Annotated in this window: 18 protein-coding genes and 2 tRNA genes; 4 read left to right on the top strand and 16 right to left on the bottom strand. The window is 65.0% G+C overall.

The features are described 5' to 3' along the window. Nucleotides 1–118: 118 nt before the first annotated feature. From RX327_RS20855 to RX327_RS20880, 6 genes are all read right to left on the bottom strand, one after another. Nucleotides 119–853, bottom strand: coding sequence for a PopZ family protein (locus RX327_RS20855; RefSeq protein WP_317246975.1), 735 nt, complete (start codon nt 851–853; stop codon nt 119–121). 334 nt (nt 854–1187) lie between these two features. Further along, complete coding sequence (locus RX327_RS20860; protein ID WP_317246976.1) at nt 1188–2591, bottom strand: TolC family outer membrane protein; 1404 nt, start codon at nt 2589–2591, stop codon at nt 1188–1190. A gap of 215 nt (nt 2592–2806) precedes the next feature. Then, nucleotides 2807–3472 carry a protein-L-isoaspartate O-methyltransferase family protein gene (locus RX327_RS20865; protein WP_050385333.1) on the bottom strand — a complete coding sequence of 222 codons (666 nt, stop codon included), beginning with the start codon at nt 3470–3472 and terminating at the stop codon, nt 2807–2809. A 134-nt stretch (nt 3473–3606) separates the two neighbouring features. Next, a complete protein-coding gene (locus RX327_RS20870) occupies nt 3607–3786 on the bottom strand; it encodes a hypothetical protein (protein ID WP_028331942.1) in 180 nt (59 codons plus the stop codon). A 136-nt stretch (nt 3787–3922) separates the two neighbouring features. Then, nucleotides 3923–3997, bottom strand: a tRNA-Asn gene (locus tag RX327_RS20875). A 259-nt stretch (nt 3998–4256) separates the two neighbouring features. Continuing rightward, nucleotides 4257–4742, bottom strand: coding sequence for a DUF1772 domain-containing protein (locus tag RX327_RS20880; protein WP_050385332.1), 486 nt, complete (start codon nt 4740–4742; stop codon nt 4257–4259). A gap of 94 nt (nt 4743–4836) precedes the next feature. Here RX327_RS20880 and RX327_RS20885 point away from each other — a divergent pair, with 94 nt between their 5' ends. After that, entirely contained in the window at nt 4837–5481 is a 645-nt protein-coding gene (locus tag RX327_RS20885) for a TetR family transcriptional regulator (protein WP_050385331.1), read from the top strand. A gap of 435 nt (nt 5482–5916) precedes the next feature. Further along, entirely contained in the window at nt 5917–6099 is a 183-nt protein-coding gene (locus tag RX327_RS20890) for a hypothetical protein (RefSeq protein ID WP_024584196.1), read from the top strand. Between the two features lie 43 nt (nt 6100–6142). Here the strand turns inward: RX327_RS20890 and RX327_RS20895 are convergent. The 6 genes from RX327_RS20895 to RX327_RS20920 form a co-directional block, all read right to left on the bottom strand. After that, nucleotides 6143–6216, bottom strand: a tRNA-Cys gene (locus RX327_RS20895). Between the two features lie 120 nt (nt 6217–6336). Continuing rightward, nucleotides 6337–7062: a tRNA-uridine aminocarboxypropyltransferase gene (locus tag RX327_RS20900; protein ID WP_317246977.1), complete on the bottom strand. Its 726-nt coding sequence runs from the start codon at nt 7060–7062 to the stop codon at nt 6337–6339. 35 nt (nt 7063–7097) lie between these two features. Further along, the gene (locus tag RX327_RS20905; RefSeq protein ID WP_317246978.1) at nt 7098–10202 is read right to left on the bottom strand and encodes an efflux RND transporter permease subunit; all 3105 of its coding nucleotides are present in this window, start codon (nt 10200–10202) and stop codon (nt 7098–7100) included. After that, on the bottom strand, nt 10199–13327 hold the full coding sequence (locus RX327_RS20910) for an efflux RND transporter permease subunit (protein ID WP_317246979.1): 3129 nt from the start codon (nt 13325–13327) through the stop codon (nt 10199–10201). The genes RX327_RS20905 and RX327_RS20910 overlap by 4 nt, the downstream gene beginning before the upstream one ends. A 48-nt stretch (nt 13328–13375) precedes the next feature. Further along, nucleotides 13376–14821: an efflux RND transporter periplasmic adaptor subunit gene (locus tag RX327_RS20915; RefSeq protein WP_317246980.1), complete on the bottom strand. Its 1446-nt coding sequence runs from the start codon at nt 14819–14821 to the stop codon at nt 13376–13378. Beyond that, nucleotides 14811–16280 carry an efflux transporter outer membrane subunit gene (locus RX327_RS20920; protein ID WP_317251294.1) on the bottom strand — a complete coding sequence of 490 codons (1470 nt, stop codon included), beginning with the start codon at nt 16278–16280 and terminating at the stop codon, nt 14811–14813. Before RX327_RS20920 ends, RX327_RS20915 begins: the two co-directional genes overlap by 11 nt. Before the next feature lie 614 nt (nt 16281–16894). Here RX327_RS20920 and RX327_RS20925 point away from each other — a divergent pair. After that, complete coding sequence (locus tag RX327_RS20925) at nt 16895–17929, top strand: cysteine synthase A (protein ID WP_317246981.1); 1035 nt, start codon at nt 16895–16897, stop codon at nt 17927–17929. 63 nt (nt 17930–17992) lie between these two features. Here RX327_RS20925 and RX327_RS20930 read toward each other — a convergent pair whose 3' ends face one another. The 4 genes from RX327_RS20930 to RX327_RS20945 are packed head-to-tail and all read right to left on the bottom strand — an operon-like array spanning nt 17993 to nt 22504. Then, nucleotides 17993–18730, bottom strand: a complete 738-nt coding sequence (locus RX327_RS20930; protein WP_317246982.1) for an amino acid ABC transporter ATP-binding protein — start codon at nt 18728–18730, stop codon at nt 17993–17995. A gap of 11 nt (nt 18731–18741) precedes the next feature. After that, the gene (locus RX327_RS20935) at nt 18742–20262 is read right to left on the bottom strand and encodes an amino acid ABC transporter permease (RefSeq protein ID WP_317246983.1); all 1521 of its coding nucleotides are present in this window, start codon (nt 20260–20262) and stop codon (nt 18742–18744) included. Then, nucleotides 20259–21464 carry an ABC transporter permease subunit gene (locus RX327_RS20940; protein WP_317246984.1) on the bottom strand — a complete coding sequence of 402 codons (1206 nt, stop codon included), beginning with the start codon at nt 21462–21464 and terminating at the stop codon, nt 20259–20261. The genes RX327_RS20935 and RX327_RS20940 overlap by 4 nt, the downstream gene beginning before the upstream one ends. Nucleotides 21465–21487: 23 nt before the next feature. Next, nucleotides 21488–22504 carry an amino acid ABC transporter substrate-binding protein gene (locus tag RX327_RS20945; protein WP_317246985.1) on the bottom strand — a complete coding sequence of 339 codons (1017 nt, stop codon included), beginning with the start codon at nt 22502–22504 and terminating at the stop codon, nt 21488–21490. A gap of 323 nt (nt 22505–22827) precedes the next feature. Here RX327_RS20945 and metC point away from each other — a divergent pair, with 323 nt between their 5' ends. After that, nucleotides 22828–24024: a cystathionine beta-lyase gene (gene metC / locus RX327_RS20950; protein ID WP_317246986.1), complete on the top strand. Its 1197-nt coding sequence runs from the start codon at nt 22828–22830 to the stop codon at nt 24022–24024. The last annotated feature ends 210 nt before the right edge of the window (nt 24025–24234 follow it).

The raw sequence follows: 24234 nt of genomic DNA on the forward strand, positions 1-24234 counted from the left end.
TCAAATCGACGTTTAGGGCATTTGGGGAGCTGATTGAGGGCCGCTAGGCCCAACGGCGGAAGCCAGCCTCGCGCCGGCTGCGTTACTAGCGCCGCGCGGACTGGCGCCCGCGGCGGAGCTAGCGCCCGCGGGATACCCGCTCGATCTCGGCCTTGACGATCCGCTCGACCAGCCCGGGCAGGTTGTCGTCGAGCCAGGACTTCAGCATCGGCCGCAGCATCTCCTTGACCAAATCCTCCAGCGTCCGTGCATTGCTGCTGAGCACCGTATGGGCCAGGGAATTGAAGGCGGATTCGACTGCCCGCATCGTGGTTCCCGAGATGATCTGCTGCATGGGCGCGGTCTCGATCGCCGGCGGCTCCCGGGCCGGTTCCGGCGCCCGGCTCCGCGCTTCCGTGAACTCGAGGTCGTCCTGCGGCTCGACCTTGCGGAACGACGGCGCGGCGGCCGGGTCCGGCAGCGCCATCTCGTCGGTGAGTTCGAACACGTCGGCTTCGGGCTGGGCTGCGGGCTGCGGCGACGGCCTGATCTCGGCTGCGGGCGTCGCCTCGTCGAGGCTGGCGAGCAGCGAGTCGATGTCGTCCTGACTGTTGCTGGCCGCCGGTGCAGGCGCAGGCGGCGGTGATTTCGGCGCGGGCGCGGCGGCCTTCGCGGCCGGTGGCGCTGCGGGCGGCGGGCTCTTCATCGCGGGCTTGGTTGCTGGTGCTGGCTCGACCTTCGGCGCCGGCGCTGCAGCGGCGGCCGCAGGCTTCTCGGCCGCGGCCGGCTTCGCCTCGTCGTCGGCAATGATGCGACGGATCGACGCCAGGATCTCCTCCATCGAGGGCTCTTGGACCTTCGCAGGTTGCGTCATCTCCAACTCCACATCGAAACGATTTTACATCAAGCCCGAGAGGATTTGCCGGTTCCGATGATGTGGGCGGAGATTTTCATTGCTCCCGCCCGACTTGTCCCCAGATCAAGCCCGCCCGAGGCTTTGTGCAAGCTTCGTGTCGCCCAATGCAGCGTGATCACAGGTGGCGTCGCACCTGTCATCACGCTACGCCGGCGCGCCGCGAATCGCCTTGCTGCCCGACAAAACGGTATGTCAGGCCAATTATCGAATGCAAGCAAACGCGCCTGTTTGTGGTCCTGATTAACTCAGAACCACAAACATGACGCGACAAGCGATGATGATGCGAAGGTGTTTAGCGGCCGTCGGGCGTGCGTACGCCGGCCCAGTTGTCACGAACCTGCTGGTAATGCACGCTCGGATCGTAGACGTTGGTCGAAAGGCCAAGCACCTGCGGTGACAAGCGACCAACTGCGCTCAACACGTTATAGGACGCGACGACGCGGTCGTGCTGCGCGGTAACCAGCGCGATGCGGGCGTTAACCAGCGCCTGCTGCGCGTTGAGAACGTCGAGCGTGGTGCGCTGGCCGGCCTTTGCCTCCTCGCGCACGCCGTTCAGCGCTATCTCGGATGCTGTCACCTGGGCCTGCGCCGATGCCACCTGCGACTTACCGGCGACCAGCTGGCCCCACGCGGTGACGACGTTGGCGCGCGCCTGATCGCGGGTCTGTTCGAGCACGAGGCGCTGCTGCGCCAGCGATTCCTTCGACTGGCGGATCAGCGAATATTCCGCACCGCCCTGGTAGAGCGGCACCGACAGCTGGACCGCCGTTCCCGCGCTGAACGCGCGCTGGCTGATCAGGGTCTGCTCGTACTGCTGCTGCACCGACGTTTGCAGGTTGACCGACGGGAACAGCGCTCCCTCGCTGACCTTGACCTGCAGGAAGTTGACGTCGACGCCGTACATCGCCGAGGTGACGTTCGGATTCTGGGTCAGGCTGAGATCAACGGCAGCCGCAAGCGTCGTTGGCAGGAACCGGTCAACCGGCGAGCCCGGCGCGAGGTTCTGCGGCTCGTTGCCGATGATGCGGCGGAAATTCGAACGCGTCGTCGTCAGGTTCGATTCGGCGGTGAGCTGCTGGGTTTTACCTGCCGCGAGCTGCGCTTCGGATTGCGCGACGTCGGTCCGCGTCACTTCGCCGACATTGAAGCGGTCCTGGGTCTGCTTCAGCGTCTGTTCCAGCACGCGCGTGTTGCTGCGCTGAACTTCGACGATGGCGGAGTCGCGGAGATAGTCCATGTAGATCGTGGCCGCGCTCAGGATCACGGTCTGCTCGAGCACACGCAGGCCCTCGCGCGCCGCCGAGACCTGGCTTTCCGCCGCGCGCACCCTGGGCGCGGTCTGCGCGTTGAACAGCGATTGGTTGACCGTGAGGCCTGCGCTGCGCGGCGCGTTGGCGCCATGGATTTGGGTGCGGACAAGATTGTTCGCGTCGCCGCCCTGTGTCGTCAGCGTATCGGTGTATTGGTACCCCGCGCTTGCCGTCAGTGCGACTTTCGGGCGGTAGCCCGACAGTGCCTGCGGAACGTTCTCGTCCGTTGACCGCACCTGCGCGCGTTGCGCGTTCAGCTGGGGATTGTTTTGGTAGGACCGCACCAGCGCGGCCTCGATTGTATCGGCGAGTGCGGGCACAGGGCCCATCTCCGCCAACAGAAGGACGGCAGTCGCAGCCGCGGTGACAACCTTCACCCCACGCATCCCCGGAAATCCAATCATTGTAGTCGCCGTCTCCCACACGCAAATCAGTCCGGCGGTCGCTTCAGTCGAAGTGAGTCCCGCCTCACCTTAGTCCGCAGCTAGGCCCAACGGAACTACCCCGCAACGGAACACGGTCGAAACTCTTCACATGGGGCAAACGGGCCACACTTCTGATTCGGAACGGGATTTTATCAGCCCTGCGCCGCAGGAGAGGGTCAGAAGACGAAGGCGGGAACTCGCTCGAATCCGGGTAAAACGGGGGCCGAGGCGTCGAACAGCTCGCGATGGCCGAAATCCCCGTGGGAGCGCGTCACCAGGGTGGCGCGCGGCGGCGGCAACAGACCGAACACCCCGACCAGCCTGCCCCCCTCCTTGAGCTGGCCGAACAGCCCGGTCGGGACGATCTCCGTGGCACCATTGAGGATAATGACGTCAAACGGGGCGCCCGCGGCATCGCCGTCGGCGGCTGCGGCCGTTTTGACGGTGATATTCTGGATCCCGAGCTCGGCGAACGCCGTGGTCGCCCTTGCGGCAAGCGCCGGATCGCTTTCGGTCGCGCAGACGTCTGCGGCAAAGCGCGCCAGGACGGCGGCGGCGTAACCGGTCGCGCAGCCGACCACGAGGACGCGGTCGGTGGCCTTGATCTCGGCGGCCTGGAGCATCCGGGCGAGCAGCGCCGGCGTGATCAGGCAGCGCCTCGTCGCACCGCCCTCGGCGACATCGAGGTCGAGGTCGAGATACGCCAGCGCCTGCTTGCTTGCCGGCACGAATATCTCGCGCGGCACGGTCAGCATGGCATCGAGAATACGATCATCGGTCACGTCGCTCGGACGCACCTGACCATCGACCATATACTGGCGCGCGGTCGAAAAACCGGTCATTGGCGGAGACCCTGCAAGTCGCGGCATTGCCGCTGGAGAAGCTAGAACAGGGCCATCTTTTGGAACAAGCTCCGCCAAAACGCAACACGCCGTTGGCGGGCGATCGCGCTCCCAGAACAGGCTCGTGGCGCCGTCTATTCGATCGTGACGGCAAGCCGGCCGATCAGGCGGGCCACTTCGTCGAGATGCTCGGAATCATGCTCCTCGACGGCCTTCGCGAGTCGGCGGACGCATTCATCGTCACTGATGTCAGGCGCGTCATTCGGAACGAGCGTCGGCTGCGGCATCGACAGGTCGATCAAGTTAATGGTCATCAAAATCACCTCTCAAGACCCGACGGAAGCGAGTGTTGAACGTTATTGAGTCGATTTGACGACGTTTTCGGCCTGTCCGCTGCGGACCACGGGCTTGTGATTGGCGATTTGGGGGATCGATGGGGCCAGACCAAACTGGCTCCCCGGGCTGGATTCGAACCAGCGACCATCCGATTAACAGTCGGATGCTCTACCGCTGAGCTACCGAGGAAAAGGCGAACCTCTGTTCGCGAGCGGGCAGCGTATAACAAAGCCTTTCGGCCTTGCAAAGAACCAAATCGCCCCTCCGGCGAAACTTTACCGGGGACCGTAAATCTCTGCGTTACAAGGGTTTAACCATTCCTCCGCGCGGTGCGTGCCCGGCCGCCGCCCTTGCGGGCACCTGAAACACCGCCAGCGCCGCGATCGCGCCGCGGCTGCGATTCTGGTCTCGGGCACCACCGCCCGGCTTCGCCGCGCAAGCCGGCAGGCTATCGCCCGCCGATGGCAACGATGAACAGCGCGGTCGCGGCCAGCGAGGAGATGGTCCGCACGTGGTTCCAGAAGGTCCAGTCGGTCAGATAGCGCGCCCAGACAGATGCCGCCGACGTGCCCGCAGGGTCAGAGGCCGCAAGCTGATCGTTCAGCGGCACATTGAAGGCGACCGTGACGACGAACATGCCGACCACGTAGAGGGCGCCGCCGCAAATCATCGCAATCGCGCCCGGCTCCTGCCATCTGAGCCCGCCGAGCACGACCAGCACAGCGCAGGACAGCGTGGTGCCGAGGAACACCGGCATGAACGGCGAGCGGACGATATCGGCATTGATCGCGTTCATTGCCGAGATGCCGGCGGCCTGATCGATGCGGCCGAGCGCGGTCATGACGAAAGCCGAGAACGCGAAATAGAGCCCGGCGAGCAGGCCGCAACCGAGCGCGGAAAACCACAGCAAGGCCGAGGTCAGGATCTGGCGCATCGTTCCGCCTCCAAATGCGAGATATACTCGTATTTGTGAAATGCGATAAACTCTCGTATTAGGGCCGTCAACCCCGATCGCAGGGAAGCGAGAGATGTCGAGACGAAAGGCCGCGGCCGTGGAAGTCCCCCTCCCCGGGCTGGCGCGGCTTGCCCCGACCCAGCAGCGCAGCCGCGAGCGCTTCGAGCGCATCCTTGCCTGCGCGACCGAGATCATGGCGGAAAAGGGCAGCGAGGCCTTCCGCATGAGCGACGTCGTCGCGCGCAGCGGCGTCGCATTCGGCTCGCTCTATCAATATTTCCCGGACAAGGCCGCGATCATCGGCACCCTGGCCGAACGCCATAACGCGGTCGGGCGCGATTGCGTCAGGCGCGATCTGGCCACGGTGACGACCGCGCGCGACCTGCACCCGGCGCTTTGCCGGATCGTCGACAGCTACTACGAGATGTTCATGCGCGAGCCTGTCATGCGCGACATCTGGCAGGCGACGCAAGCCGACCGCGCCCTGCAGAAGCTCGATGCGGACGACATGGCCGTGCTCTCCGGCCTGCTGTCCGACGCGGTCAGGCGGATTGCGCCCGGCATGCCGACTGCCGCCTTCGCCACCTTTTCAGCACTGATCATGACGCTGATCGCAGCCGCCGTGCGTCACGCGATCATGCTGCCACCGAGGAAGGCGCGGCAGGCGCTGACGCAGTTCAAGACCATGCTGCCGCACGACCTCACCGGACTGACGTAACGGCGCGCAGACGTCGGGAATTTCCTCCGGCTCGAGGCGATAGACAGCGGGCGTAGGCGATTTGCGCTGTCCGGGAGCTGCCCGCAGCACCCAACAGTGCCCACTGGTGAGACCATGTCAGCAAAAGCCGAGGATCGAGGTGGCATGCGATCAACAAGTATCCCGCGATGCACGGCCTCATTGTCACGGCTCCCTAAAACTTCTGCGATATTTGACGGCTATGAGGATTGCCGGGAATTCCGGGCGGAGTTTTTCGCAAGATGTGATCTGTCTCACATGAGGTGCGGCCACGCCGACCTAGGTTCCCGAAGGGTCACCAACGATTTGTTAACCAACACGGGCGCCATCGTTCTTTTCATAAAATTCGAACGAATCGCTCAATCCGGACCGAAGACAGTTTTGCGACCATGGCGCTCTCGAACCTCGGAGAGCGCGATGAGCGAAGTCGAATTTGATCTGCTGCTGGACGCCGTGCGAACGGCGATCGCGCCCATTGCTCAGGAGGATTTCGTGGCTCAGCCCTCGCCCCGCATTCAGCCGCCACCGCGCGCGGCCAATGACAACCAGGCGCCGTGGCCGCTGATTCCGTTTCCTGAAGGTTGGTACGCCGCGAGCTAATGCGGCTTCTCATTGATTGGCTGCAAGCCATTGATGAGATGAATGGAGGCCACGACCAGAATTGAACTGGTGTACACGGTTTTGCAGACCGTTGCGTAACCACTCCGCCACGTGGCCCCGTGCGGCGGACTTCATATACGGCCTCTCTCCGATAGGCAACCGAGCCGGAAGGTAAGGTGCCCCTTGTTTGAGCAAGATCCTTCCGGAAGACCGCTTCGCGCTTTTCCGGATCAGGCTCTAGCGCCGGCGCCTCCGGAAATCCCGCTTCTTCGGTTTGGGCGCCAATTCCGGCAGTTTGGCCTGCACTTCCCGGAACCTCGCCAGCATCCGCTCGAAACTGCCTGACAACGTTGCGGCAATATCCGGCCGCTTCTCCAGCCCCGCCAGCAGGATCGCGGCCGCCTCGATGGTGGACAGGCCGTCGCGGCGCGGTTCCCGCCGCAGTCTGCCGTAGAGCGAGGGCCGTTTCGGCCCGAGAATCACGCGCTGGCACTTGAGCATCCACGGATTGCGCCACCACAGCGCCTTGGCCTGGCTCCAGGTGCCGTCGAGCAGCACCATGCCCTCGATGTCGGCCAGGATGGCGCGCTGATGCGGCTCCAGTTCGCCCTTGCGGTTGATCGCGACGATCTCGGCATCGGTCTCGAGGTCCTCGACCTTGGCGGAGCCGAGATAGAGCACCGCCCAGCGCGACGGATCGGGCACCGGCCGGCCCAGTGCCTTGGCAAGGCTCGGCCAGGACAGCCCGATCCGGACCACGGCGTTCTCGAAATGCCTGGCAAGCAGCCGCGCGGTGCCGAGCGCCCTGTCCTGCTCCTGCGGATGCTGGAGGATCAGGAGCGACAGCCGGTTTTCGATCGGGGTGACGCTGTCGCAGATGCACAGCGGCATCGGCTTGCCGCAATGCGCGCACTCCTCGATCTCGGCGACGATATCGGTTTTTGCTTCGGTCGGTTCGGACATCGCTCCGCTATACGCTTGCAATCGTGCAATTCAAACTATTCCGCGGGTGCGTGCACGCCTGACGGCTCGCGGCGCTGGCGCAACCGGTCGATCAGGAGATAGATCACTGGCGTAGTGTAGAGTGTCAGGATCTGCGAGACGAACAGGCCGCCGATGATGGTGATGCCGAGCGGACGGCGCAGCTCCGTGCCGGGGCCGGTCGCGACCACGAGCGGAATGCCGGCGAACAGCGCCGCCATGGTCGTCATCAGGATCGGACGGAAGCGCGCCTGGCAGGCCTCGAAGATCGCCTCTGCCGAGGACAGGCCGCGCCGGCGTTCGGCCTCGAGCGCGAAGTCGACCATCATGATGCCGTTCTTCTTGACGATGCCGATCAGCAGGATGATGCCGACGAAGGCGATCACCGTCAGCGGCGTGTTGGTGATCTGCAGGGCGAGCAGTGCGCCGAGCCCGGCCGAGGGCAGTGTCGAGATGATCGTGAGCGGATGGGCAAGGCTCTCATAGAGCACCCCCAGCACGATATACATCGCGACCAGCGCGCCGAGGATCAGGAGCGGCTGACGGCCGCTGGTCCTGGCGAAGTCCCCGGCATTGCCGTCGAAGCTGCCGCGTATGCCCTCTGGCATGTGCAATTCCTCGACCGCGCGCTGGATGTTCTGCGTTGCGGCCTGCAGCGGCACGTCCGGCAGCAGGTTGAACGACACTGTGGTCGAAGGGAACCCGCCGGAGTGATAGACCGCGAGCGCCGACAATCCACGCTGGTAGTGCACCAGCGCCGACAGCGGCACCTGGGCGTCGCCCGCGCCGGCGACATAGATGCGATCGAGGTTGGAGGGATCGACCTGGAATTTCGGGTCGATCTCCAGCACGATCATGTACTGGTTGCGCTGGGTGTAGATGATCGAGATCTGCCGCTGCGCGAACGCATTGTTGAGCGCGTTGTCGATGTCCTGAACCCTGACGCCGAGGCTGGAGGCGGTCTTGCGGTCGATCACGAGGTTGAGCTGCAGGCCGCCGGGATCGCGGTCGGAGGATATGTCGGTGATGCCCTCCACGCTCTCCATGCGCTTGGCCACGATCGGCGCCCATTTCTGCAGCAGGCCGAGATCAGTGCTGGTCAGCGTGTACTGGTAGTCGGAATCGCTCTGTCGTCCGCCGGCGCGCACGTCCTGGGCGGCGAACATGAAGAGCCGGATGCCGGGCACCATGAACAGGTTGCGGCGCAGCCGGTCGATCACCTGTGCGGTCGACATCCCGCCCCGCTCCTCCGGCGGCTTCAGGCTGATGAACATGGTGCCGCGGTTGGAGGTGGCGCCGCCCGGGCCGCCGCCGGAGCCCACCGACGAGCCGATGCCGGCGACCGCGGGGTCGGCCATCACGATGTCGGCGAGCCGCTGCTGCAGCTGAAGCATCGCCTGGAACGAGATATCCGCCGACGCCCGGGTCGAGCCGATCACGAAGCCGCTGTCGTCGGTCGGGAAATAACCCTTCGGCGTCTTGATGTAGAGCGTCACCGTCAGCGCGACGGTGGCGAAGAACACCACCAGGGTCAGGAAGGGATAGCCGAGCACGATCCGCAGCGTCGCTGCATAGAACGCCACGACACGTGACAGCGTGCCCTCGATGACGCGATCGTACCAGGTGGCATGATCCGAGGTCGCCTCCCGGATGTAATGGGCGCAGATCATCGGCGTAACCGTGAGCGACACCAGCGTCGAGACCAGGATGGCGAAGGTCAGCGTCAGCGAGAATTCGCGCAGCAGCCGGCCGACGATGCCGTCCATGAAGATCAGCGGCGTGAACGCCGCGATCAGCGACAGGCTGATCGAGACCACCGTGAAGCCGATCTGCTTCGCGCCCTCCTGCGCCGCTTGGAACGGCCGCATGCCATGCTCGAGGTTGCGGTACATGTTCTCGATCATGACGATGGCGTCGTCGACCACGAAGCCGACGGAAATCGCCAGCGCCATCAGCGACAGATTGTCGATCGAGAAGCCCGCGACCCACATGCCGGCGCAGGTGCCGGCCAGCGCCAGCGGCACCGAGATGCCGGCTGCGATCGTTGGGGTCAGCCGTCGCAGGAACACGAACACAACGGCCATCACCAGGAACGCGGTCGCCAGCAGGGTCCACTGCATGTCCAGCACGCTGGCGCGGATCGTGCCGGTGCGGTCGACCAAAGTGGAGATCTCGACGCCCGCCGGAATCCATTTCTTCAGTTCCGGCAGCATCTTGCGAACGCCGTCGACGGTGTCGATGACGTTGGCATCACCCTGCTTGGTGATCTGGATCAGCACCGCCGGCTGCTTGTTGAACCAGGCGATCGAGCGGGCGTTGCGGACGGAATCCTCGATGTCGGCGACGTCCGAGAGCCGCACGAAATTGCCGTTGGAGCTCTTGATGATGATGTCGCGGAATTCGGCGGCGGTGCGCATCTGCTTGTTGATCGAGAGCGTCTCGCTCAGCCGGCCGCCATTGAAGATGCCGACCGGCCCCAGCGGGTTGGCGTTGATGATCGCGGTCCGGACGTCGTCGGTGGCGATCCCGGCGTTCGACAGCGCCACGGGGTTGAGCTGCACCCGCACGGCCGGCTGGTCGGCGCCGGACACGGTGACGTCGCCGACGCCCGGCACCTGCGAGATGCGCTGCGCCAGCACGGTATCGGCGACGTCGTAGATCGCGCTTGCCGACAGCGTCTTCGAGGTCAGCGCCAGCACGAAAACCGGCGACGCGGCCGGATTGGCCTTGCGGAACTTGGGCAGCGACGGCAGGTCGCTCGGCAAATCGGCGAGCGAGGCGTTGATCGCGGCCTGCACGTCGCGCGCGGCGCGGTCGATATTGCGGCCGATCGAGAACTGCACCTGGATGCTGGTGGTGCCGAGCGAGCTCGTCGAGGTGATCTGGTCGACGCCCGAAATGGTGCCGAGCTTGCGCTCCAGCGGTGCGGCGACGGTCGCGGCCATCACCGAGGGATCGGCTCCCGGCCTGGACGCCGACACCCGAATGGTCGGGAAATCGACATTCGGAACCGACGACACCGGCAGGAACTGGTAGGCGACGATCCCGACCAGGAACAGCCCGATCGCAAGCAGTGTGGTGCCCACCGGCCTGCGGATGAAGGGCTCCGAGATCGAGATCACTGCATGCCCTCGGTGGCGCCCGCGATCGGCGGGCCGCTGGGACCTGGCTCCGGCACGGCCCGCTCGATCCGGCGGTTGATGCGGTCGAGCGCGAGGTAGATCACGGGGGTGGTGTAGAGCGTCAGGAGCTGGCTCAGCAGCAGGCCGCCGATGATGGAGATGCCGAGCGGGAATCGCAGCTCGGCGCCGGTGCCGCTCTCGATCGCGAGCGGCAGCGCGCCGAACAGCGCCGCCAGCGTCGTCATCATGATGGGACGAAAGCGCAACAGACACGCCTGCACGATCGCCTCGTTCGGCGACATGCCCTGCCGGCGCTCGGCCTCCAGCGCGAAGTCGATCATCATGATCGCGTTCTTCTTGACGATGCCCATCAGGAGGATGATGCCGATCAGGCCGATCACCGAAAGATCCTGACCGCACAGCATCAGCGCCAGGATCGCACCGACGCCGGCCGAGGGTAGCGTCGAGAGGATCGTGATCGGATGGATGTAGCTCTCATAGAGCACGCCCAGCACGATGTAGATGGTGATGATCGCCGCCAGGATCAGCCAGGGCTGGCCGGCGAGCGAGCGCGAGAATTCGGCGGCATCGCCGGCATAGACGCCGACGATGCTGTTGGGCATGCCGATGCGGGTCTCGATGGTCTTCACGGCCTCGACGGCATCGCCAAGCGCCGCGCCCGGCGCGAGGTTGAAGCTGAGCGACACGGACGGGAATTGCGCCTGGTGCGAGATCGCGAGCGGCGCCGTTGTCCGCTTCAGCGTCGCCACGGCCGACAGCGGCACCTGCGCGCCGTTGGCGCCGGGCAGATAGAGCTTGTCGAGGATCGAGGGATCGCGCTGATACATCGGCAGCGCCTCCAGCACCACGCGGTACTGGTTGGCCTGCCCGTAAATGGTCGAGATCTGTCGCTGGGCGAAGGCGTCGTTGAGCGTGTCGGTGATGGCCTGAAGGCTGACGCCGAGCTGGCCGGCGCGGTGGCGGTTGACGTCGAGCGCCGCGCGCAGGCCGCCCTCCTGCGCCTCCGAGGAGACATCGCGGAAGATCGGGTCGCGCCGCATCTCGGCGACGAGCCTTTGCGCCCATTGCGAGACCTCGGCGGCGTCGGTCGCGGTCAGCGTGTACTGGTATTGCGAGCGGCTCGACTGGGTCGAGATCTGCACGTCCTGCACCGGCTGGAAATAGACGGTCATGCCGGGCACCGTCGCGATCTTCTCCTTCAGCAGCTCGATCACCTTGACGACGCCCTCGCGCCGCTGGTCGAGCGGCTTCAGCGTCATTACCAGACGGCCGACATTGGTGGTCGGATTGACCGAGCCCGAGCCGATCACCGAGACAACGCCAACCACATCAGGATCGGCCTTGATGATGTTTGAGACCGCGCTCTGCCGCCGCTGCATCTCGGCGAACGAGACGTCGGGCCCGGCCTCGGTCACCGCCGTGATCGACGAGGTGTCCTGCAGCGGCAGAAAACCCTTCGGTGCCAGCACATACATGATCAGCGTCAGCGCGATGGTCGCGAACGTCACCAGCAGCGTCGCGCGCTGGCGCCGCAGCACCCAGAGCAGCGTCCGATGGTAGAACTCCACCGTGCGGTCAATGAAGCGGCTGATCGCGGCCAAGCCCGGCACCGCCAGCTCCTCATGGGCGTGCTTGAGCAGGCGCGAGCACATCATCGGCGTCAGCGTCAGCGAGACCACCGCCGAAGTCACGACCGCGATCGTCAAGGTCAGCGCGAATTCGCGGAACATGCGCCCGACGAGACCCGACATGAACAGCAGCGGAATGAAGACTGCTATCAGCGACACCGTCAGCGAGATCACGGTGAAGCCGATCTCGCTGGCGCCTTTCAGCGAGGCCTCCATCGCACTGTCGCCGTTCTCCATGTGGCGGACGATATTCTCGATCATGACGATGGCGTCGTCGACGACGAAGCCGGTGCCGATCGTGAGCGCCATCAGCGAGAGATTGTCGAGGCTGAAGCCGGCAAAATACATGATGCCGAAGCTCGTGATCAGCGACAGCGGCAGCGCGACGCCGGCAATCAGCGTGGCGCGCAGCGAGCGCAGGAACAGCAGCACCACCAGCGTCACCAGCACGACGGCAAGGATCAACGTAAACTGCACGTCACGCACCGAGGCGCGGATGGTGACGGTGCGGTCGGAGACGATGGTGAGGTTGACGCCGGCCGGGATCGCGCGCTGGACCTTTGGAATCTCGGCGCGGATCTGGCTGACGACGTCGATGACGTTGGCGCCGGGCTGGCGCTGGATGTCGATGATGACCGCCGGCGTGCCCTGGTACCAGCCGCCGGTGCGGTCGTTCTCGAGGCCGTCGACGATCTGGGCGACGTCGCCGATGGTGACGGGCGAGCCGTTGCGATAGGCGATGATGACCGGCCTGTAGGCGTCAGCGGCGGCGATCTGGTCGTTGGCTGCGATGATGTAGGATTGCTGCGCGCCGTCGAGCGAGCCCTTCGGCCCCGAGACATTGGCATTGGCGATCGCAGTGCGCAGATCTTCCATGGCGATGCCGTAGGCCGCAAGGCGCGCGAGATCGGCCTGGATGCGCACTGCCGGCTTCAGCCCGCCGAGGACCGAGACCCGTCCGACGCCGGAAATCTGGCTCAAACGCTGCGCCAGAATGGTGTCGGCGATATCGCTCATCACGCGCAACGAGATCGTGTCGGAGCGTAGCGCAAGCGTCATCACCGGCGCATCCGCCGGGTTCACCTTGGCGTAGGTCGGCGGATAAGGCAGCGTCTTGGGCAGCACGCCGGCCGCGGCATTGATCGCGGCCTGCACGTCCTGGGTCGCACCGTCGATATCGCGGTTGAGGTCGAACTGGAGCGAGATCTGGCTGACGCCGAACGAGCTGGTCGAATTCATCGCCGACAGCGACGGGATCTGGCCGAGCTGCCGCTCCAGCGGCGCGGTGATCAGCGAGGCGATCACGTCGGGGCTGGCGCCCGGAAGCTGCGTCGTCACCTGCACGGTCGGGAAATCGACCTGAGGCAGCGCCGAGACCGGCAGCGCGAAATAGCCCAGCAGTCCGCCGATCAAGAGCGCGATGCCGAGCAGCGAGGTCGCGATCGGCCGGCGGATGAAGGGTTCGGAGACGCCCATGGGTGCGTGCTCGCTGTTAGATCGGACATTACGAAGTCAGGATGCCGGTCATGGCTGCGCCTTCGGCGCGCCGCCCGACTGTTCGCCCCCTGCTGCCGGCGCGGGCGCCGGTCCGGACTGCCCCTTCTGATCGCCTTCGCTGTGCTCGTGCCGGCCGCGATGCTCGCCGTCCTTGCCCTGCCAGTCTTTCTTACCGTCCTTGCCTTGACCTTCGCCTTGCGCCCCGCGCTTGCCGTCAGGATTGCGGCTGCGCTTGCGCGGCGCGAGATCGGCGGCCGGCGGCCCGTCGTCCTTGCCGACCACGACCTTCGCGCCATCGGCGAGATTGGCAAAGCCGGTTGTCACGACGCGGTCCGACGTGGTCAGGCCGCTGGCGATGACGGCGTCATGCTCGTTCTGCTGGGTCACCGTCACGGGCTTGGCCGAGACGATGTTGTCCTCGCCGATGACGTAGCTGAAGGTCCCGATCGGACCGCGCTGCACCGCAGAGGTCGGCACCACCAGCGCCTGCGTCAAGGTCTCGACCTTGAGACGGACATTGACGAACTGGCCAGGCCAAAGCTGGTAATGGGCGTTCGGAAATTCCGCCTTGAGCTTGAGCGTGCCGGTGGTCTGGTCGACCTGGTTGTCGATGCCGGTGAGCTTGCCGGTGTCGATCACGGTGATGCCGTCGTTTCCGAACACGTCGACGGCGAGCGTGCCCTTTGCGGCGGCCGCGTTGACGCGCATGATCTGCTGCTGCGGCAGGCTGAACCACACCGCGATCGGTTGCAATTGCGTGATCACCACGAGACCCGTGGTGTCGGAGGCGTGGACGATGTTGCCCTGGTCGACCTGGCGCAGCCCGGCCCGGCCCGAAATCGGCGCCACGATCTTGGTATAGCTCAGCGTCGCGCGTGCATTGTCGATCTGGGCCTGATCAGCCTTGATGATGGCCTCCTGCTGCGCCACCAGCGCACGCTGGGTGTCGGCCTGCTGCTTGGAGCCGGCATTGGAAGCGGCGAGCTGCTCGTAGCGGGCGAGATCGATGCGCTGATTGGCGAGCTGGGCCTCGTCCTGCGCCTTCTTGGCCACCGCCTGGTCGTACTGCGCCTGATAGATCGCCGGATCGATCTCGCCGAGCACGTCGCCCTTCTTGACGTCCTGGCCTTCGACGAAATTCACCTTGAGCAGCTTGCCATCGACCTGCGAGCGCACGATGACCGTGTTGAGCGCCCTCACCGAGCCTACGCCGTCGAGGTAAACCGGCACGTCCTGCACATGCGGCGTCGCCGCGAGCACCGGCACCGGCAGATCGGGCCGCGCGCCTGCACCACGCCCGCCGCCGCCATTTTGCTTGGGCTGGAAGGCGAGCCAGCCGAGATAGCCGAGGCCGCCCAGGATCACGAGCGTGACGAGCAAGGACACCATGCGCCCAAGCAGGCGCGAGAGGAGGCTCCGCTTGCGCGGCGCCTTGCTTTTCTCCTCGTCCGTCGAGTTGGGCTTAAAGAGCATCGACCGGTCTTTCCATCTTCGGTTCCCAGCCGCCCCCTAATGCCTGATATAGGCTCACGATCGCCGATAGCCGGGCCAGTTGGGCCTGCGAATAGGCGTCTTCCGCCTGGAACAGGGTCAGTTGGGTGTTGAGCACGGTCACGATGTCGGCGGTGCCGGCCTTGAGCTGCTGCTCGGCGAGGTCGAAGGCGCGCCGCGACGACGACAGCACGTCGCGCTGCAGCTGCAGCCGGCGCGTGGTCTCGCGGATCGCGACCAGCGCATTGTCGACGTCGGTGAACGACTGCACCACCGTCTTGCGGTAGGTCTGGAGCAGCTCGTCCTGGCGCGCCTTGGCGAATTCGAAATTGCCGAGGATCCGGCCGCCGTCGAAGATCGGCTGCGTGGCGCTGCCGACGAGCTGGAAGAAGGCCGCGTGCGGCTGGAACAGCGAGACCAGCGCCGAGCTCTGGTAGCCGCCATTGCCGGTGAGCTGGATGGTCGGAAAGAACTGCGCGCGGGCATTGCCGATGTTCGCGGTGGCGGAGGCGAGCTGCGCCTCCTGCCGGCGGATGTCCGGTCGCTGCGTCAGCAGTTCAGACGGCAGGCCCGGCGTGACGCGCGGGATCGCAACGGCGTTGAGCGAGCCGCCGGAGACGCGCACGCTTTCCGGCGGCCGCGACACCAGCACCGCCAGCGCGTTGATACTCTGGTCGAGCGTCTGCCGCAGCGGCGGCACCAGCGCGCGCTGGTTGGCGAGCACGCTCTCCTGCTGCGCGACGTCGAGATCGGAGCCGGTGCCGGCCTTGAAGCGCTCCTTGATCGCATTGAGGATGCGCTCGGCGCTGGCGATGTTGCGCTGCGCGGTGCGCAGGCGGTCCTGCGTCGCCAGCACGGTGAAATAAGCATTGGCGACGCTCGCCAGCGTGGTCAGCGCCACCACCTCACGGTCGAACCGGTTGGCAACGGCGGTCTCCTCCGCCGTCTGCAGCGCGTCGCGGTTCTGGCCCCAGAAGTCGAGCTGATAGCTCGCGCTGAGCGAGGCGTTGTAGTTCACCACCTCGCGCCCGCCGTTGGTGAGGCCGCTGGCGCTGGAGCCGGAGGTGCGCGAGTAGGTTTCCGATCCGTTGAGGTTGAGGCTCGGCAGCAGCGCCGCGCCCGCCTGCCGCGCCTGGGCATCGGCCTGGACGATGCGCGAAACGGCAGCGGCGATGTCGAGGTTGACGGTCTGCGCCTCCACCATCAACTGCGTCAGCTCCGCTGAGCGGAAGCCGCGCCACCAATCCAGCGTCGGAAGCGCGTCGCCCGGCCGGCCGAGACGCGCGGCCTTGTAGCCCTGAGGCACGTCGAGCGCGGAATCCGGGATGTCCTGGGTCAGAATGCAGCCGGCAGAGCCGGCGACCAGGCCGAGCGCAACAAGCGAGCGTGCCGCGAGCCGGCGCGCGCGGACGGCGAGGCCGAACCGGCCTCCAGGCACCATCACGGACACGGGCTGGGTCACACCCGTTCTCCGCCGAAGCCAGACTTCGCCCGTGGCGCACGAATGCCGCGTTCAGCGATGGTCTGGGTGACGTTCACGGGGGTATGCTTCAAATGGAACCTGCCTGTCCCATTCTACCCTTGGGACAATGGGGCGGACAGCCCCGTCACGATTGCGCGGCGTCGCATCGCAAGCAATTCGTGGCTACCTTGAATGCCGACTTTTCCCTATTTTTTACGGCATTTCCGCGCATTTCGGCCCCGTGCCGGAAGTCACGATTCTTACAAAGATTTCATGGGGATTTCTCGGCTCCTGTTGCATTGAATCCGCAAGATGTGCCGGCGCGACGCCAAACTCGCGCCACCGCCCACTGCGCCGTCAGGTCTTGATTGGCCGAGAGCGCGCAACTCGTGCGAAACCGCCGACCACAGGATGATTCTACTGGCCGACCCGACCGCCGCAAAACTGCGTTCTCCCCACGCCCGTGACATCCGCGCGTGCGAGGTCAAGCGTGTTGAACCGGTCTTTTGCCGCAGTGCAAAAGCCCTTCCCTTTTTCGATCAGCACACTAGGTTCGCCAAGCAAGACACAGCCCGGCAAAGAAATTCCCCGACATGATATTCAACAAAGACGTCATCGAAGCCATCGGCAACACCCCGCTGATCAAGCTGAAGCGCGCCTCGGAACTGACCGGATGCACCATTCTCGGCAAGGCTGAGTTCATGAATCCGGGCCAGTCGGTCAAGGACCGCGCCGGCAAATGGATGATCCTGGAGGCTGAGAAGCGCGGCGAGCTCAAGCCCGGGGGTCTCGTGGTGGAAGCGACCGCCGGCAATACCGGCATCGGGCTCGCGGTCGTGGCGAGCGCGCGCGGCTACCGCACCCTGATCGTGATCCCGGAGACGCAGAGCCAGGAAAAGAAGGACTTTCTGAAGCTGTGCGGCGCCGAGCTGATCGAGGTGCCGGCCCTGCCCTATGCCAATCCCAACAATTACCAGCATGTGGGTCGGCGGCTCGCCGACGAGCTGCGCAAGACCGAGCCGAACGGCGTCCTGTTTGCCGATCAGTGGAACAACCTCGACAATGCCAAGGCGCACTACGAATCCACCGGCCCCGAGATCTGGGAGCAGACCGGCGGCAAGGTCGACGGCTTCGTCTGCTCGGTCGGCAGTGGCGGCACGCTGGCCGGCGTCAGCCGCTATCTGAAAGAAAAGAACCCGGCCATCGTCACCGCCTGCGCCGATCCGCACGGCTTCGGGATGTATGAACTGTTCAAGAATGGGCAGGTCAAATCAACGCCGGGCGATTCGATCACGGAAGGCATCGGGCTCGGACGCGTCACGCCGGTGGTCGAGACTGCGAAGGTCGACACCGCGTTCCTGATCTCCGATGAGGAAGCCGTGACCATCATCTATGAGCTTTTGGAACACGAAGGCCTCTGCCTCGGCGGCTCGACCGGCATCAACGTGGTCGGCGCGATCCGCCTTGCCAAGCAGCTCGGGCCCGGCAAGACGATCGTCACCGTGCTGTGCGATTCCGGCAGCCGCTATCTGTCGAAGCTGTTCAACGCGGACTTCATGCGCTCGAAGAACCTGCCGGTCCCGGAATGGCTGGAAAAGCGCAGCAAGATCGAGCTGCCGCTGGTCTAGGAAGCCAATAGCCAATGGTGAGTAGCGAATAGCGAGAAGCTCGATTCGCTACTCCCTACTCGCTCATCTCAGGATTTGACTTAGGAACAGCTTCGACCGCGCGTGCTGCGGGTTGGCGAAGAACTCCATCGGCGTGTTGGCCTCGATGATCTGGCCGGCGTCCATGAACACGACGCGGTTGGCGACCTCGCGGGCAAAGCCCATCTCGTGGGTGACGACCAGCATGGTCATGCCCTCCTCGGCGAGGTCGACCATGGTGTCGAGGACCTCCTTGACCATCTCGGGGTCGAGCGCCGAGGTCGGCTCGTCGAACAGCATCACCTTCGGGTTCATGGTCAGCGCGCGGGCGATCGCGACGCGCTGCTGCTGGCCGCCGGACATCTGACCCGGAAACTTGTTGGCCTGGTGCGGGATCTTGACCCGCTCCAGGAATTTCATCGCGGTCGCCTCGGCGTCTTTCTTGGGGATGTTGCGGACCCAGATCGGCGCCAGCGTGCAATTGTCGAGGACCGTGAGATGCGGGAACAGATTGAAGCTCTGGAACACCATGCCGACTTCGCGACGCACGGCATCGACGTGCTTGAGGTTGGGACCGAGTTCGATGCCGTCGACGACGATCTCGCCCTCCTGGAATTCCTCCAGCGCATTGATGCAGCGGATCAAGGTCGACTTGCCCGAGCCCGAGGGCCCGCAGATCACGATGCGCTCGCCCTTCGCGACCGCCAGGTCGATGTCCCGCAGGACATGGAATTCGCCGTACCATTTGTTGAGGCCGGAAATCTTGACGATGGGGTCGGACATGGTGGCCTCGATCAGCTGCGGCGGTGGGCGTTGAGGCGGCGCTCGACGAACAGCGAGTAGCGCGACATTCCAAAGCAGAAGATGAAGTAGATGATCCCGGCGAAGGCGAAGCCGGTGAATGCGGTCGACGGCGTCGACCATTTCGGATCCGAGAACGTCGCATGCAACGAGCCCAGGAGATCGAACAGTGCCACGATCGAAACCAGCGAGGTGTCCTTGAACAGCGAGATGAAGCTGTTGACGAGGTTCGGAATGACGTGACGCAGCGCCTGCGGCAGCACGATCAGCGAGGTCGTCTTCCACCACGACAGTCCGAGGGCGGCCGCCGCCTCGCCCTGCCCGCGCGGGATCGCAGCGAGCCCGCCGCGGACGTTCTCGGCTTGGTAGGCGCCGGTGAACAGCGCTATGCCGATCAGCGCCCGGACCAGGCCGTCGACGGTGAAATTGCCGGGCAGGAACAGGGGCAGCATGTAGGTGGCGAAGAACAGCACGGTGATCAGCGGCACACCGCGCCAGAACTCGATGAAGGCGATCGAGAAGATCCGGATCAAGGGAATGGTGGAGCGGCGGCCGAGCGCCAGCGCGATGCCGATCGGCAGCGAGGTGACGATGCCGGTGACGGAGACCACCAATGTCACCAGGAGGCCGCCCCATAGATTGGTCGTCACGATCGGCAATCCGCCGCGATCCAGGCCCATCAGCTTGATGACGATCGCGATGGCGGCAAAGCTCGCCAGGCTCCCGAGCAGCGCGCGTTGTCCGGTTCGCATGCCGCCGCCGAGGAAAAACAGGATCGGCGAGACGATCGCCGTGGTCAGCAGGAAGTCGAACCACAGCGGCTGGCTCGACATCTGAAGCTGCTCGCGCAGCCAGGTCACGGGAAAGATCAGCCAGCCGATCAGGCTGCCGACGAGCACGATGATGTTGCCGACCGCCCACAGCAGCGGCCCGATCGCCGAACTCCGGCTGAGATTGACCAGCGCCTGACCGGCATTGACGACGCTGTCGTCGAACAGCTGCAACAGGCTCGCGACCCAGCTGACGCCGAAACCGGCTAGTCCGCCGCCGTGCAGCAGGAAGAATGCGACCACCGGAAAGGCAACGAAGAACAGGCCGGCATTCAGGCCCTTCGCCGGCAGCCGCGGAACAAGGAGTGGCAGCAACAGGACGGCCGCGAGGACGAAGGTCAGGTCGACCCGCCAGCGCTCCGCCTCGGGATAGAAGCCGTAGATCAGTTGCGGCAGTTTCGCCTGGATGTAGGGCCAGCAGGCGCCGACAGCAAAGCCGGCGTTCTCGGCGAGGCATGCGGTTCGGTCCTGGCCGCTCCAGACCGCATCGACCATCAGGAACCTGACGGAGGGAATGATGGTGAACCAGAGCAGCAAGGCGCCCACGATCGTGAGCAGGATATTGGTCGGCGAGTTGAACAGGCGCGTACGGATGAAACCGACGAGGCCGGTGGTCTTCACCGGCGCCCGGCGCTCAGGCACCAGGTCCTGCCGGACAAAGGATGACGCGATGGCGTCGGTCATGCGCCGAGGCTCCGGCTGACGCGCCAACCGTAGACGCTCATGACGGCGCTGGTGAGTAGCGAGATCAGGAGATAGATGCCCATCGTCATCGCGATGATCTCGATCGCCTGCCCGGTCTGGCTCAGCGACGTGCCGGCGAACACCGACACCAGGTCGGGATAACCGATCGCGACCGCCAGCGACGAGTTCTTGGTGAGATTGAGGTACTGGTTGGTCAGCGGCGGCACGATGACGCGCATGGCCTGCGGCACGACGATCAGCCGCAAGGTGGTGCCGCGCGACAGGCCGAGCGACGAGCCGGCCTCCATCTGTCCCTTGTGAACGGACAGGATGCCGGCGCGCACGATCTCGGCGATGAAGGCGGCGGTATAGGTCGACAGCGCCACCGTCAGCGCCACGAATTCCGGAATGATACGCGAGCCGCCCGCGAAGTTGAAGCCCTTGAGCTGCGGCAGCTCGAAGGTGAAGGGCAAGCCGAACACCAGCATGGTCACCAGCGGTAAACCAGTCAGCAGGCCGAGCACATAGGGCCAGATCCGGATCGCCTGCCCGCGTTGAAACAGCGCCCGCCTTGCGTAGCCGCGCAGCGCCAGCGCGCCTGCGATGGCGATCGCGAGCGCGATCAGAAACGGATCAAGCCCGGCCTCGCCGATCGGCCGCGGGATCACCAGCCCGCGATTGGAGAGGAAGAAGGCGTTGAACAGCGAGATGCTCTGGCGCGGCCCCGGCAGCGCCGCGAGCACCGCGAGGTACCAGAACAGGATCTGGAACAGCACCGGCAGGTTGCGGATGACCTCGACATAGAGCTCGCCGACGCGCGACAACAGCCAATTGGGCGACAGCCGGCACAGCGCGACGATGAAGCCGATCACGGTGGCGAAGACGATTCCAATGCCCGCAACCAGCAGCGTGTTGAGCAGGCCGACGAAGAACACCCGCGTGTAGGTGTCCGACCCCGAATACGGGATCAGGTTCAGGCTGACATCAAAGCCCGCATTGTTTTTGAGAAACCCGAACCCGGAGGCAATGCGCTGCGTCTCCAGGTTGGCGCGGGCATTGGCCACGATCTCATAGGCGACCCAGGCCAACACCGCCGCGAACACGATCTGCACGGCAAGGCCAGTCCAGCCGGACTGGCCGCCGAGCGCGCGCTTCAGGCGGAAGATGAACTGCGGCGGTGGTTTTCGGGGCTCGGTCGTCATCGCCGCAGCCGCCTCGTCACCGATCAGCGGATCGGAGGCGCGTACTGGATGCCGCCCTTGTTCCAGAGATTGTTGAGCCCGCGTGCGATCTGCAGCTTCGATCCGGCGCCGATGTTTCGGTCGTACATCTCGCCGTAATTGCCGACGGCCTTGATGATGCGGGAGAACCAGTCCTTGGTCAGGCCGAGTTGCTCACCGAGATTGCCGTCGGTGCCGAACGCGCGCTTGAGGTCGGGCTTGTCCGACTTCGCCTTCTCGTCGACGTTCTTCGAGGTGACGCCGAGCTCTTCGGCGGTGATCATCGCAAACAGCGTCCATTTCACGATGTCGAACCACTGGTCGTCGCCGTGGCGCACCATCGGACCGAGCGGTTCCTTCGAGATGATCTCGGGGAGCACCATGTGGTCGGCCGGGTTGGCGAGCTTCAGCCGCTGCGCATAGAGCTGGGACACGTCGGTGGTGAAGACGTCGCAGCGGCCGGCTTCATAGGCCTTGACGGTTTCGTCGTTGGTGGCGAAAGCGATCACCTCGTACTTCATGTTGTTGGCCTTGAAGTAGTCGGCGAGATTCTGCTCGGTGGTGGTGCCAGTCTGCACGCAGACCGATGCGCTGTTGAGCTCGAGCGCCGAATTCACCTTGAGGGACTTCTTCACCATGAAGCCCTGCCCGTCGTAATAGGTCACGCCGGTGAAGTTGGCGCCGAGCGAGGTGTCGCGCGAGATGGTCCAGGTGGTGTTGCGTGAGAGCACGTCGATCTCGCCCGATTGCAGCGCCGTGAAGCGGTCCTTGGCGGACAGCGGCACGTACTTGACCTTGGTCGGATCGTTGAAGATCGCCCCCGCGATGGCGCGGCAGACGTCGACGTCGATGCCGGTCCAGTTGCCCTTGTCATCCGGAGAGGAGAAGCCGGGCAAGCCCTGGCTGACGCCGCAGGACAGCATGCCCCGGTCCTTGACGGTCTTGAGCGTTTGCGCCGAGGCGGCCTGGACCGACAGGGCGGCGGCAGCGGCAAGGGTGACAGCCAGGGATACGCGTTTCATGGGCGGGGCCTTTCAGGGTCGTCCGGTGGACGTTTGCATTGTGATCGCCTCGCGTTCACGGGCCATCCCAATGATCCCTTGCAGCAAAAATGCCGATTTGACCGGCAGTTTGACCTGCAGACCGGTCAGACATTGGATCGAAGGTCGCGGCAGGCCCCTCAACATGCGGCGACTGGTAGTTGCGCCGCATCACATAGCGACTGACGAGCCGGGTCAAGGGGTTGACGCATGTCTTCTACCTCTTGTTAGTAACACCTCCCGGCCCGGCCCCGTCTTCGCGGTACGGCTGCGGCAAAAAGTCTAAAGTTCAACGGCAGCGCTCCATGACCTCCTCCGACGGCTCCACGCCCTCCCACCCGCAACAGGCCGCCACCCGGCTGGTCACCTCCGGCCGCGACACCAAGGCGCAGAAGGGGTTCGTCAATCCGCCGGTGTTCCACGGCTCGACCGTGCTCTATCCGACCGCCGAGGACCTGCACGCCCATCGCGGCGAGTTCACCTATGGCCGGCACGGCAGCCCGACCACACGGGCGCTGCAGGACGTGCTGATGGCGCTGGAAGGCCCGCAATGCGCTGGCGTCGGCCTTGCCCCGTCGGGACTGGCGTCGATCAGCACCACGCTGCTCGCCGTGCTCAAAACCGGCGATCACCTTCTGGTGTGCGACAATGCCTATCGGCCGACCCGCAATTTCTGCGACAACATGCTCAAGCGCTACGGCATCGAGACCAGCTATTTCGACCCGCTGATCGGCGCCGGCATCGAGACGCTATTCAAGCCGAACACCCGCGCCGTGCTGATCGAAGCGCCCGGCTCGCAGACGTTCGAGATGCCGGACGTGCGGGCGATATCGGCCGTGGCGCATGCCCGCGGCGCGCTCGTCATCGACGACAACACCTGGGCGACCCCGCTCTATCACCGCTCGCTCGAGCAGGGTGTCGACATCAGCATGCAGGCGGCCACCAAATATATCGGCGGCCATTCCGACATCATGTTCGGCACGATTTCTGCCAATGCCAAGGCTTGGCCGCAGATCATCGAGGGCATCCGCCTGCTCGGCGTCTGCGCGGGCCCCGACGACGTCTTCCTGGCGCTGCGCGGATTGCGCACGCTGTCGGTGCGATTGGCGCAGCATCATCGCTCCGGGCTCGATATGGCGCGCTGGCTCGCTGCCAGACCAGAGGTCGCGCGCGTGCTGCATCCGGGGCTCGAAACCGATCCCGGCCATGCGATCTGGAAGCGCGACTTCACCGGCGCGTCAGGCCTGTTCAGCATCGTGCTGAAGCCCGCGCCGCAGAAGGCGGTCGACACCATGCTCGATACGCTGAAGCTGTTCGGCATGGGCTTCTCCTGGGGCGGTTTCGAGAGCCTCGCGATCCCCTTCGACTGCAGCGACTATCGCACCGCGACCAAATGGTCGCCGGGCGGGCCGACGCTGCGGCTGCATATCGGGCTCGAGAATCTCGACGACCTCAAGGCCGATCTCGACCGTGGATTTGCGGCGCTGAAGGCCGCGCTCTGATCCTCGCGCCCTGCCACGTTAGGCGACATTAACCACGCTCCACCGGCGCTGACGCCGCGTTGCGACCAACGTCGTACGCCTTAAGCACGCACGATCTCCGGGATTCTGCGGAGATGCAACCGCGCCGATAACCCGCCGTTCACCATCCCCACCAATCCCTTAATTGTCCGGACCTTCCATCAAGTTCCCTTATACTTTTGCGGCCGTAGT

It is taken from the genome of Bradyrhizobium sp. BEA-2-5 (genome assembly GCF_032918025.1).
GTDB classification, from domain to species: Bacteria; Pseudomonadota; Alphaproteobacteria; order Rhizobiales; family Xanthobacteraceae; genus Bradyrhizobium; species Bradyrhizobium pachyrhizi.

Excerpts from the sequence above, each read along its gene's own strand:
- RX327_RS20855 (WP_317246975.1), bottom strand. The coding sequence starts at position 853 with ATGACGCAACCTGCGAAGGTCCAAGAGCCCTCGATGGAGGAGATCCTG.
- RX327_RS20860 (WP_317246976.1), bottom strand. The coding sequence starts at position 2,591 with ATGCGTGGGGTGAAGGTTGTCACCGCGGCTGCGACTGCCGTCCTTCTG.
- RX327_RS20865 (WP_050385333.1), bottom strand. The coding sequence starts at position 3,472 with ATGACCGGTTTTTCGACCGCGCGCCAGTATATGGTCGATGGTCAGGTG.
- RX327_RS20870 (WP_028331942.1), bottom strand. The coding sequence starts at position 3,786 with ATGACCATTAACTTGATCGACCTGTCGATGCCGCAGCCGACGCTCGTT.
- RX327_RS20880 (WP_050385332.1), bottom strand. The coding sequence starts at position 4,742 with ATGCGCCAGATCCTGACCTCGGCCTTGCTGTGGTTTTCCGCGCTCGGT.
- RX327_RS20885 (WP_050385331.1), top strand. The coding sequence starts at position 4,837 with ATGTCGAGACGAAAGGCCGCGGCCGTGGAAGTCCCCCTCCCCGGGCTG.
- RX327_RS20890 (WP_024584196.1), top strand. The coding sequence starts at position 5,917 with ATGAGCGAAGTCGAATTTGATCTGCTGCTGGACGCCGTGCGAACGGCG.
- RX327_RS20900 (WP_317246977.1), bottom strand. The coding sequence starts at position 7,062 with ATGTCCGAACCGACCGAAGCAAAAACCGATATCGTCGCCGAGATCGAG.
- RX327_RS20910 (WP_317246979.1), bottom strand. The coding sequence starts at position 13,327 with ATGGGCGTCTCCGAACCCTTCATCCGCCGGCCGATCGCGACCTCGCTG.
- RX327_RS20915 (WP_317246980.1), bottom strand. The coding sequence starts at position 14,821 with ATGCTCTTTAAGCCCAACTCGACGGACGAGGAGAAAAGCAAGGCGCCG.
- RX327_RS20920 (WP_317251294.1), bottom strand. The coding sequence starts at position 16,280 with ATGGTGCCTGGAGGCCGGTTCGGCCTCGCCGTCCGCGCGCGCCGGCTC.
- RX327_RS20925 (WP_317246981.1), top strand. The coding sequence starts at position 16,895 with ATGATATTCAACAAAGACGTCATCGAAGCCATCGGCAACACCCCGCTG.
- RX327_RS20930 (WP_317246982.1), bottom strand. The coding sequence starts at position 18,730 with ATGTCCGACCCCATCGTCAAGATTTCCGGCCTCAACAAATGGTACGGC.
- RX327_RS20935 (WP_317246983.1), bottom strand. The coding sequence starts at position 20,262 with ATGACCGACGCCATCGCGTCATCCTTTGTCCGGCAGGACCTGGTGCCT.
- RX327_RS20940 (WP_317246984.1), bottom strand. The coding sequence starts at position 21,464 with ATGACGACCGAGCCCCGAAAACCACCGCCGCAGTTCATCTTCCGCCTG.
- RX327_RS20945 (WP_317246985.1), bottom strand. The coding sequence starts at position 22,504 with ATGAAACGCGTATCCCTGGCTGTCACCCTTGCCGCTGCCGCCGCCCTG.
- metC (WP_317246986.1), top strand. The coding sequence starts at position 22,828 with ATGACCTCCTCCGACGGCTCCACGCCCTCCCACCCGCAACAGGCCGCC.